A 9,918-nucleotide genomic window follows, 5' to 3' on the forward strand; every position below is an offset into this window, starting at 1 on the left:
GGATGGCGGCGGAACTGAAAATACGCCAGGTGGTGGTGATACTAGCCAGGGCGCTGGCGGCGAGACCAACAAGGATAACGGCGGAACCAGCCAGGGCGGCGGTGGCACCAGCCAGGGCACTGGCAGCGGAACCGACGGCGGCGGCGACAACGTAAGTTTGTAAATCATTAATCACTAAAAAAAACTGCTTATGAAGAAAGAAACCTGGAAAACAGTATTTCAGATAGTACTATCTATCTTAACCGCTATCGCCGCCTCTCTGGGCGTGACGAGCTGCATGTCGTAGAACAACACAAATACTAAAAAAAGAAGAGGATGCGTCATAGACTAATGACGCACCCTCTTTTTTTATATCTATTACTGCTCCTTTTTTATATCTATTACTGTTCCCCTTTCGTCTTCTTATCCGCCACATACATTCCTATCAGAATGCAGGCGGCACCCGCCAGAAAATAGGGGGTAATCTGCTCGCCAAGCACCCACGAAGCGAAAATCATCGTCGTTATCGGGTTGAAATACACCCAGTTGGTAGCCTTTACCGTTCCCAGTTTTGAAATGCACCAGTTCCACGTAAGGAAGCAGATCATAGAGGCAAGGCAGCCCAGAAAGAACAGATTGCCGAATACCTGGGGACGGGTGAATACCTCGAGCGAAGGAAAACCCGGAATGAAGATATAATAAGGCAAGATGGTGAGAACACCATAGAAAAACACCTTGCGGGTGATGAATGCAGGACTGTAATCGCCCGTGGTTGACTTCATCAGCAGCGAATAAATCGCCCAGCACATACACGCCGTAAACGCCAATGCATCGCCCACAGGAGAAAGATGAAGCACAAACCTGCCGTTCAATACCACGATGATCATACCCACAAATGCCAGAAGAGAACCCAGCAGCTGGACGATATGAATGCGGTTGGAATCCTTATAGACCAGACGAACCAGCAGGGTGGCAAAGAGCGGACACGAACAGACGATGAGCGAGGTATTGGTGGTGGTGGTAAAGTTCATCGCCTCATTCTCGCTGCAGAAATAGAGCGAACCGCCCGTAATGCCCAGCAGCGCCATCTTAGCCTCATCCTGCCAGGAATCGGCAAAGAGACGGCGATGATTGAACGCCAGCATCAGCACGTAGGCGATGCTGAAACGCAGGGTGAAAATCTGAGCAGGAGAAAGCCCGTTCAGCATCAGCACCTTGGTGGAAACGAAGGTGGTTCCCCAGATCGCCACCGTCAGGAAGGCTACCAGATGGTAGAATATATTGTTATTTTTCGTTTGCATATCTTAATTTTTCCTTTAATGGTGCAAAAGTAAGATTTTTCTGTGGATAAACCAAGACTTCTGCATTTTTTTTGTACCTTTGCAGCATGATTTTCCATCCATTCCATCATACTTCAGAAAATGTTCCTGCAAGGATGAACAATCCTTTGGATTACGAACCGCATCCGCTCTGCATCCAGGCGTGCAGGGAAGTGCAGGAGATGCTTGCCAGACGAGAAGACTGGCAGGAAGAGATTGCGCGCGGCAAAATGTTTGGCGTGCTCATCGTAGAAAATGTAAAAACAGATACCGATGTCCCAAAATGGGGAAACTCAGCTGCCGATAGCGAGGCTCCGAAATGGGGATACCTGGCAGCCTACAGCGGACAGATTGGCGGAAGAAGCGACTGGGAGGACTTCGTGCCTGCCGTATTCGACTACCTGCAGCCCGACGGCTACTTCAAGACTCACGAGGCGGAAATCTCACGTATCAACCAGAGCATCAGCCACCTGGAGAAGGATGAAAGGATGAAGGAAGCCAGAACCCTGATCCGGCAACTGCAGGAGGAGCGGAAGCGTACCATCGCCGCCTATCAGGAGAAGATGAAGGAAGCGAAGGCAAAGCGTGACAGCCGCAGAGAGGCAGGAAACCTATCAGAAGCGGAAGAGGCGGAGATGATCAGGGAAAGCCAGTTTATGAAGGCTGAACTGCGCCGACTGAAGAAATCGCTCTCGGAAAAGACTGCCCTGGAAACGGAATTTGAGGATTATCAGGAGAATATACTGAGGCTGAAGCAGCTGCGCAAGCAACTCTCTGATGCCCTGCAGCAATGGCTTTTCTCGCAGTTCAGAATGCTGAACCAGGAGGGAGAGAGCAAGGATCTGCTGGAGATTTTCAGAGATGAAGCCCTGAAGGAGTATCCGCAGGCGGCAATAGCTACGAGCAGGATTGCAGCCCTGAAGATGGTGCCGCCAGCCGGAAGTGGCGAGTGCTGCGAACCGAAACTGCTGCAATATGCCTACCAGCATGGTTACAAACCGCTGCAGATGGCTATGTTTTGGTGGGGAGAAAGCCCGAAGGAGGAAATCCGCCACCACCTGCAGTTCTATCCAGCCTGCAACGGCAAGTGCAAGCCGATACTGCATTGGATGCTGCCTGCTTCTACTTTCGAACCGACAGCCGCCAACCTATCTATATATAATAAGGTGGAAACACTTTATGAGGATAGAGAAATTGCGGTCATCCACAAGCCCGAAGGTTTGCTGTCTGTGCCGGGGAAAGACGCTGCCCAACCGTCAGTCTATGCGCTGATGCGCAGCAAATATCCAGAGGCTACCGGTCCGCTCATCGTTCACCGGCTGGACATGGCGACCAGCGGCGTACTGCTGATTGCCAAGACCGAATTTGCCTATCATCGTCTGCAGCAAGCGTTCCTGAATCATCAGATACAGAAGAAGTACGTTGCCATCATTTCGGGAAAGGAGATTCCGGAAAAGGGAATCATCTCCCTTCCGCTGCTGCCCGATTATCTGAACCGCCCCCGCCAGATAGTGAATTACGAGCAGGGCAAGGAGGCCATTACGGAGTATGAAATCCTGGAGCGCATCGACGGCTCCCATCTCCGCATCGCCCTCTATCCCAAGACGGGCAGAACCCACCAGCTGCGTGTGCATTGTGCCTATCAGGAGGGTTTGAATGCTCCCATCCTGGGCGATCCGCTCTACGGCAACGAGAAGGCTGCCCGACTGTATCTACATGCCGAGGAGATTACCTTCGAACATCCCCTGACGGGTAAGAAAATAACGATAAAGAGAAAGGCTGATTTCTAACTGAAATCAGCCTTTTCTAATATTTTTACGGATAGAAATCCGCAGGATTAACAATATTTACACGAAGAACATGATGATAACCTGGGCGATGATGACTCGGATAAACATGCCGAGCGGATAAACCGTAGCATAGCTGATGCTAGGCGTATCGCCATCCAGGGTCTCGTTGGCATAGGTAAGCGCCATCGGATTCGCCATACTGCCGCAGAGAATGCCGCAGATGCTGCCGAAATCGTACTTCTTGGTCTTCAGGATGATGAAGCCCACGATGATAACCGGAACCACCGTGATGAGGAAACCGATGCCTACCCACATCAAACCCTCGGGACGAACCACCGTCTCGAAGAACTGTCCACCAGCCGACAGGCCCAGACAGCCCAGATACAGGGCAAGACCCAACTCGCGGAGCATCAGTCCCGCACTACGCGTCATATAAGAGATGAACTGCACCCTAGGGCCCAGCGCACCAATCAGAATACCCATTACGATAGGACCACCGGCAATACCCAGACGTACGGGAGCCGTCATTCCCGGAATATTCAGCGGAATGGTTCCCACGGCGAGTCCCAGAATGATACCCAGGAAGATGGCGCCCAGGTTAGGCTCATTCAGCGTCTTCACGGCATTGCCCAGAAACTGCTCCACATGGTCGATGCTCGTAGGGTCGCCCACCACCGTCAGACGGTCGCCATACTGCAGACGGAGGTCATCGGTAGCCAGCAGTCGGATATCACCACGCAGCACTCGGCTCACATTCACGCCATAGGTATTGCGCATCTGCAGGCTTCCCAGTCGCTTGCCATTGAGTCCCGGACGGGTCATCACGATGATTCTGCTCTCCAGTTTGGCATCGATGGCGTTCCAGTCCACCTTATCATTATTCCACTCCTTATCCACCTTCTTTCCGAAGAGTATCTGCATGGCAGCTGCCTCATCCTTATTGGTAACCACGAGCACACTATCGTTGGTATGGAGCACGGTATCAGCCTCAGGAACGATGACCTGCTCGCCTCGCCATACACGGGAGATGATGAACTTGCGATGGGTCATCATCGAGATTTCGGCGATGGTATTGCCGTTGAGAGCCGGGTTTACGATGACGTACTGTCCGATGGATGTATGGTCATCCTCATCGGCACGTCGGATCTCCAGGTCCTCAGGCTTTACGAAGAGCTTGCGCAGGAACATCATCGCCAGGATGACACCCACAACGCCCAGAGGATAGGTTACCGCACAGCCCAGGGCAGCTCCGCCGCTAGGCATTCCCAACTGCTGCAGCGCCTGCTGGGCAGCACCCAGAGCCGGAGTATTGGTGGTGGCGCCGCAGAGAATGCCCACCATATCGGGCAGGCTCACGGGCAGCACCAGGCACAGGGCGAGCGCAAAGACGGTTCCCACGGCGATGACTGCCAGGCTCCAGAGATTGAGCGAGATGCCCTCGTGGCGCATCGAACCGAAGAAGTTGGGACCCACATAGAGGCCCAGCACATACACGAACATGGTGAGTCCGAAGCTCTCGGCAAACTCCAGCATGTTCTCGTCGATGGAGAGTCCGAGATGGCCCGCCACGATGCCCACAAAGAATACGAAAGCTATGCCGAGGGAGATTCCCTTGACATGAATCTTGCCCAGGGCAAGACCTAGGGTACAAATCAATGAAAGAATGACGATGCCTTGCACCGCCGAATGCACGTTGATTAAATGATCAAACCACATAATTATAAGTTTCTATCTTTTCTCGAGATAATGTTCAGTTTACTAAATTCAGCTGCAAAGGTACATTAAAATAAGAACATCACAAAAGAAAAACGCCCTTTTCTTCTAAATATTTGCAATAAAAGCTGAATTTAAAGCAAAAAACCAAATCTAACTCAAAGTTTTTTTGTACCTTTGCACCCGTTTAAAATAGAAATAGATGAAAGATATTTGTTGTATAGGGCACGTAACCAAAGATAAGATAGTTACCCCAAACAGAACTGTTTACATGGCTGGCGGCACATCGTTCTACTTCGCCTACGCCATCAACCAACTGCCTAAGGATGTGAGCTTTTCGCTCATCACGGCAATGGACCCAACAGAAACTGAGCCTGTAGAAAAGATGCGCCAGGCGGGCATAGAAGTAACCCTCAATCCTTCGCGCAATACCGTCTTCTTCGAGAATATCTACGGAGAAAACCAGAACGAGCGCAAGCAGCGTGTGCTTGCCAAGGCTGATCCATTCACCATCAGACAGCTGGAGCACGTGGAGGCGAAGGTCTATCACCTGGGAAGTCTGCTGAGCGATGATTTCTCGCCGGAGGTAGTGGAATTCCTCTCGCGCAGCGGAAGGGTTTCCATCGACGTGCAGGGCTATCTGCGCGAGGTGAGAGACGAGAAGGTGTATCCGATAGACTGGAAGGATAAGCTGGAAGTGCTGAAGAACACCTACTATCTGAAGGTGAACGAGACGGAGATGGAGACCATCACGGGGCTGAAGGAGCCACGCGAGGCTGCGAAGCTGATACATTCGTGGGGAGTTACCGAGGTAATCATCACGCTGGGCAGCGAGGGTTCGCTCGTCTATGTGGATGATACCTTCTATGAGATTCCTGCCTATCCGCCTCACGAGGTGGTGGATGCTACCGGATGCGGCGACACCTATTCTGCCGGTTATCTCTACAAGCGTCTGCAGGGTACCACTCCTACCGAGGCTGGCAAGTTTGCGGCTGCCATGTGCACCATCAAGCTGGAGCACAATGGTCCGTTCAACCGCAGCATCCAGGACGTAGAACGCATCATGAAATAAATTTTAGATAATTTATCCTATTATCTTCTTATTTTTGCCTGAATTGGTGTAACTTTGCATCCTATATGGAACAGATTTCACCAATTCAGGCATTATTGCAACAACGCACCCTGCTCCAGCTGGAGTATTACACCGAGAAGGAAGCCTTCCGCAAGCTCACCGAACAGATGGGAATGCAGCGAAAGGTGAAACGAGGTGATGCCTGGTTCCCGCTCCGTGTGGGAAAAAGCTTTTATAATTCGCTGAATCAAACAGCCATCGAGGTCTTCCGTACCTCTGACCAGGATATCGAGCACAATTTTGAGTTCGGTCGCCCCGTCATGTTCTTTATGGTCAAGAAGATGGGCAAGAATGAGAACCAGGGCAGAAAAGTTCAAAGTATCAAATATTTTTCTTTTACGGGAACCGTGAGCTATGTGGATGGCGACAGAATGGTGATTACCGTACCAGATTCTGCCCCACTACTCGACTTGCAGCAATCTACGGAGCCTATCGGCGTGCAGCTATCCTTTGACGAAACCAGCTACAAACTGATGTTTGAGGCTCTGGATAGAGTAATGAAGGCGAAGAACAACCGCCTGGCTTATCTCCGCGATTTATTCTATTCGCATCAGAAGGCAGGAAGATTCTCTTTCGAACCGATGAAGTTCCCTTGGCTCAATCCTACCCAGGAAAGAGCTGTGAACGAGGTGCTTTGGGCGAAGGACGTGGCGATTGTTCACGGACCTCCGGGAACCGGAAAGACCACAACCCTGGTGGAAGCCATCAACGAAACCCTGATGCGAGAGAGTCAGGTGCTGGTGTGCGCACAAAGCAATATGGCGGTGGACTGGATTTCTGAAAAACTGGTGGACAGAGGCATCAACGTGCTCCGTATCGGAAACCCTACCCGTGTGAACGACAAGATGCTGGGCTTCACCTACGAGCGACGTTTCGAGAGTCATCCCGACTATCCGCAGCTCTGGGCTATCCGCAAGGCTATCAGAGAATTAAGAAAAAACAGGAAGAAAGGAAGCGAGAACTATCATCAGAAGATGGATAGGCTGAAGAGCCGTGCCGCCGAAATAGAAATCCGCATCAATTCTGAACTCTTTGGCGAGGCGCGTGTCATCGCCTGCACCCTGGTGGGTTCTGCCCATCGCCTACTGGAGGGAATGAAGTTCGGCACCCTCTTTATCGACGAGGCAGCCCAGGCTTTGGAAGCCGCCTGCTGGATTCCGATGAAGAGAGCCAGCCGGGTGATTCTGGCGGGCGACCATTGTCAGCTGCCACCTACCGTGAAGAGTATTGCGGCATTAAGAGCCGGACTTGGCAAGACCCTGATGGAGCGCATTGCCGAAAACAAGCCGGAGGTAGTAACCCTGCTGAAAATCCAATACCGCATGAACGATGAAATCATGCGATTCTCCAGCGACTGGTTCTACGGGGGCAAGGTGGAGAGTGCGCCACAGATCAAATACCGCAGCGTATTGGATTACGACCATCCGATAACGTGGATTGATACTTCAAACGAGGAGAATCAGATAACGATAGAAGGAGGAGATGCGCCTGAAGATTCTGCATCCACATCATCTTCTGAATCTGCAGCCAATCAGAATTCTGATTTGAACTTCAAGGAACAGTTTGTGGGCGAGAGTTTCGGGCGTATCAACAAGGCAGAAGCCGAGCTTACCCTGCTCACCCTGGCGGAATACTTCACCAAGATAGGCAAGCAGCGAGTATTGAGCGAGAGCATCGACGTAGGCATCATTTCGCCTTATCGTGCCCAGGTGCAGTATCTGAAGAAGCTCATCAAGAAGTATGAGTTCTTCAAGCCTTACCGCCGCCTGATCAGCGTAAACACGGTGGATGGTTTCCAGGGTCAGGAAAGAGACGTGATCCTCATCTCTCTGGTGCGTTCCAACGATGAAGGCCAGATTGGTTTCCTGAAAGACCTTCGCCGCATGAACGTGGCGATGACGAGAGCCCGCATGAAACTCATCATCCTGGGCAACAAGGACACGATGACGAAGCATCCTTTCTACAAGAAACTGTGGGAGTATGTGGAGGCAATCAACAACAACGAATAAAATAAAGACTATTTTATGCTACAACGAGACTACATACAGCGATTGATTCGCGAGTTTATGGCGGCACTCGAAAGAATGCTCGAAAAGAAAGAGGTGGAGGTGAGACGTGAGAAGATTAAGGAGCTCTACAATCAATACGTAGGTCCCTACGCCTTCTACAGCATCGCCACCATCGAGGATGTGATGAAGGCAATGGCAGGAATCGACGACGAGGAGAAACGTCTCTCCAAAATGGATATGCTTGCCGAGCTCTATTATCACGAGGCTGACATGGTGGGGCAGCCCGCAAGAGATGAACTCCTGAACAAGGCCTTCATGCTCTTCGATTATGTGGAAACCCACGGGGATACGTTTTCCATCGAGCGCCGCAATAAAATGGTACAAATCAAGCAGAAGATTGGAGATGCGCTCAAATAAAATGAGTGCATTCTCCTCCTTTTTTATATTTCTAGGATAACAAAAACTAATCATAAAGTTCAATGTTCAAAGCTCAAAGTTCAAAGTCAACAAACGACATGACGGTGGGTTCGCCCTTGCAAGCCATCATCAAATTTGCGATTCCACTCATCCTGGGTTACATTCTCCAGCAGATGTATCTCATCATCGATGCCGCCATCGTGGGAAGATGGATTGGCGTGGGAGCTCTTGCGGCAGTAGGCGCATCCAGCTCCATCATGTTCCTCATCATGGGCTTCTGCAACGGCTCCTGTGCCGGTTTTGCCATCCCTATCGCCCAGGCTTTCGGTGCCAGGGATTACACCAAGATGCGGGCTTACGTGAGCAACAGCATCCGCATCGCCATCTGCTTTGCCGTGGTCATCACCTTTCTTTCCTGCATCTTCTGCGGAAAGATTCTGCACCTGGTGAATACGCCGAAGGAGGTGTTCGATGACGCCTACATCTTCCTGATGCTGCAGTTTGCGGCGATTCCTTTCACCATAGGCTACAACCTGCTCTCCGGTCAGATCCGTGCCCTGGGCAACTCGAAGCAGCCTTTCTATTTTCTCATCACAGCTTCCGTTATCAACATCATTCTCGATGGCATTCTGATTCTCGGCATGGGACTGGGCGTAGAGGGTGCGGGCATTGCCACCTGGCTATCGCAGGGAATCTCCGTGCTGCTCTGTATCTGGTTTATCAAGAAGAAGATGCAGATTCTGATTCCGAAGGGTGAGGAAAGGAAATTCGACAACAAGAAGGTAAGCATTCTGCTGAACAACGGCGTTCCGATGGGTCTGCAGTTCTCGATTACCGCCATCGGCCTCATCATGCTGCAGAGTGCCAACAACGCTCTGGGAACGGTTTATGTGGCGGCATTCACAGCCTCTATGCGCATCAAATATCTCTTTACCTGCGTATTCGAGAACATCGGAGTGGCGATGGCTACCTATTGCGGTCAGAACCTGGGAGCCAGGAAGCTGGATAGAATCGGTCTGGGCGTAAGGGCTTCCATCAGGATGATGCTGGTTTATTTCGTCTTCACCTTCCTGCTCATCTATCCGTTTGCCGACGAGATGATGATGCTCTTCGTGGATAAGGGCGAGGCTGAAGTAGTGACCTATGCTGCCCAGTTTATGCGTATAGCCAACTATTTCTATCCTTGTCTGGGCTTGCTCACCATCCTGCGCTACAGCATCCAGGGCTTGGGTTACAGCAATCTCTCGATGCTGAGTGGCGTAATGGAAATGATAGCGAGATGCGGTGTGAGTCTCTGGCTGGTGCCTGCCCTGGCGTGGACGGGTGTCTGCTTCGGCGACCCTGTGGCGTGGGTCATGGCAGATCTCTTCCTCATTCCCGCCTTCCTGTGGCTTTACAAGCATCTGAAGAAGGAGCAAGTCCGCTAGGCGTTCCTCCGGATTTGCAATCCGGAGTCAAAAAAGGTTCGACCTACTTCTTGCGGATTTGCAATCCGCACAACCAAGCTCTCATTTATTTAAAAATTTGCATTAAAAAATATTCTGCTAAGGGTTAGGAAA

8 protein-coding genes are annotated in these 9,918 nt (G+C 51.1%); 6 read left to right on the forward strand and 2 right to left on the reverse strand.

Annotated elements, in window-relative coordinates; genetic code table 11:
- Positions 1-190: 190 nt before the first annotated feature.
- Positions 191-286 carry a smalltalk protein gene (locus DW657_RS17965; protein ID WP_153090088.1) on the forward strand — a complete coding sequence of 32 codons (96 nt, stop codon included), beginning with the start codon at positions 191-193 and terminating at the stop codon, positions 284-286.
- A 94-nt stretch (positions 287-380) separates the two neighbouring features.
- On the opposite strand, the gene DW657_RS15220 is transcribed toward DW657_RS17965, so the two are convergent.
- A complete protein-coding gene (locus DW657_RS15220; RefSeq protein ID WP_118313287.1) occupies positions 381-1,280 on the reverse strand; it encodes a DMT family transporter in 900 nt (299 codons plus the stop codon).
- Positions 1,281-1,414: 134 nt separating this feature from the next.
- Between DW657_RS15220 and DW657_RS15225 the strand changes: the two genes are divergently transcribed.
- A complete protein-coding gene (locus tag DW657_RS15225; protein ID WP_233547145.1) occupies positions 1,415-3,088 on the forward strand; it encodes an RluA family pseudouridine synthase in 1,674 nt (557 codons plus the stop codon).
- 57 nt (positions 3,089-3,145) lie between these two features.
- Here DW657_RS15225 and DW657_RS15230 read toward each other — a convergent pair whose 3' ends face one another.
- The gene (locus tag DW657_RS15230) at positions 3,146-4,804 is read right to left on the reverse strand and encodes a putative transporter (protein WP_118313289.1); all 1,659 of its coding nucleotides are present in this window, start codon (positions 4,802-4,804) and stop codon (positions 3,146-3,148) included.
- Positions 4,805-5,003: 199 nt separating this feature from the next.
- Here DW657_RS15230 and DW657_RS15235 point away from each other — a divergent pair, with 199 nt between their 5' ends.
- The 4 genes from DW657_RS15235 to DW657_RS15250 all read left to right on the forward strand — a co-directional run bounded on the left by DW657_RS15235 (position 5,004) and on the right by DW657_RS15250 (position 9,786).
- On the forward strand, positions 5,004-5,873 hold the full coding sequence (locus tag DW657_RS15235; protein WP_118313290.1) for a PfkB family carbohydrate kinase: 870 nt from the start codon (positions 5,004-5,006) through the stop codon (positions 5,871-5,873).
- 65 nt (positions 5,874-5,938) lie between these two features.
- Positions 5,939-7,942, forward strand: coding sequence for an AAA domain-containing protein (locus DW657_RS15240; RefSeq protein ID WP_118313291.1), 2,004 nt, complete (start codon positions 5,939-5,941; stop codon positions 7,940-7,942).
- Positions 7,943-7,957: 15 nt separating this feature from the next.
- Complete coding sequence (locus tag DW657_RS15245; RefSeq protein ID WP_118313292.1) at positions 7,958-8,359, forward strand: hypothetical protein; 402 nt, start codon at positions 7,958-7,960, stop codon at positions 8,357-8,359.
- 62 nt (positions 8,360-8,421) lie between these two features.
- Positions 8,422-9,786: an MATE family efflux transporter gene (locus DW657_RS15250; RefSeq protein ID WP_233547146.1), complete on the forward strand. Its 1,365-nt coding sequence runs from the start codon at positions 8,422-8,424 to the stop codon at positions 9,784-9,786.
- The last annotated feature ends 132 nt before the right edge of the window (positions 9,787-9,918 follow it).

The sequence above is a fragment of the Prevotella sp. AM23-5 genome, assembly GCF_003473645.1.
In the GTDB taxonomy this organism is placed as follows: domain Bacteria; phylum Bacteroidota; class Bacteroidia; order Bacteroidales; family Bacteroidaceae; genus Prevotella; species Prevotella copri_A.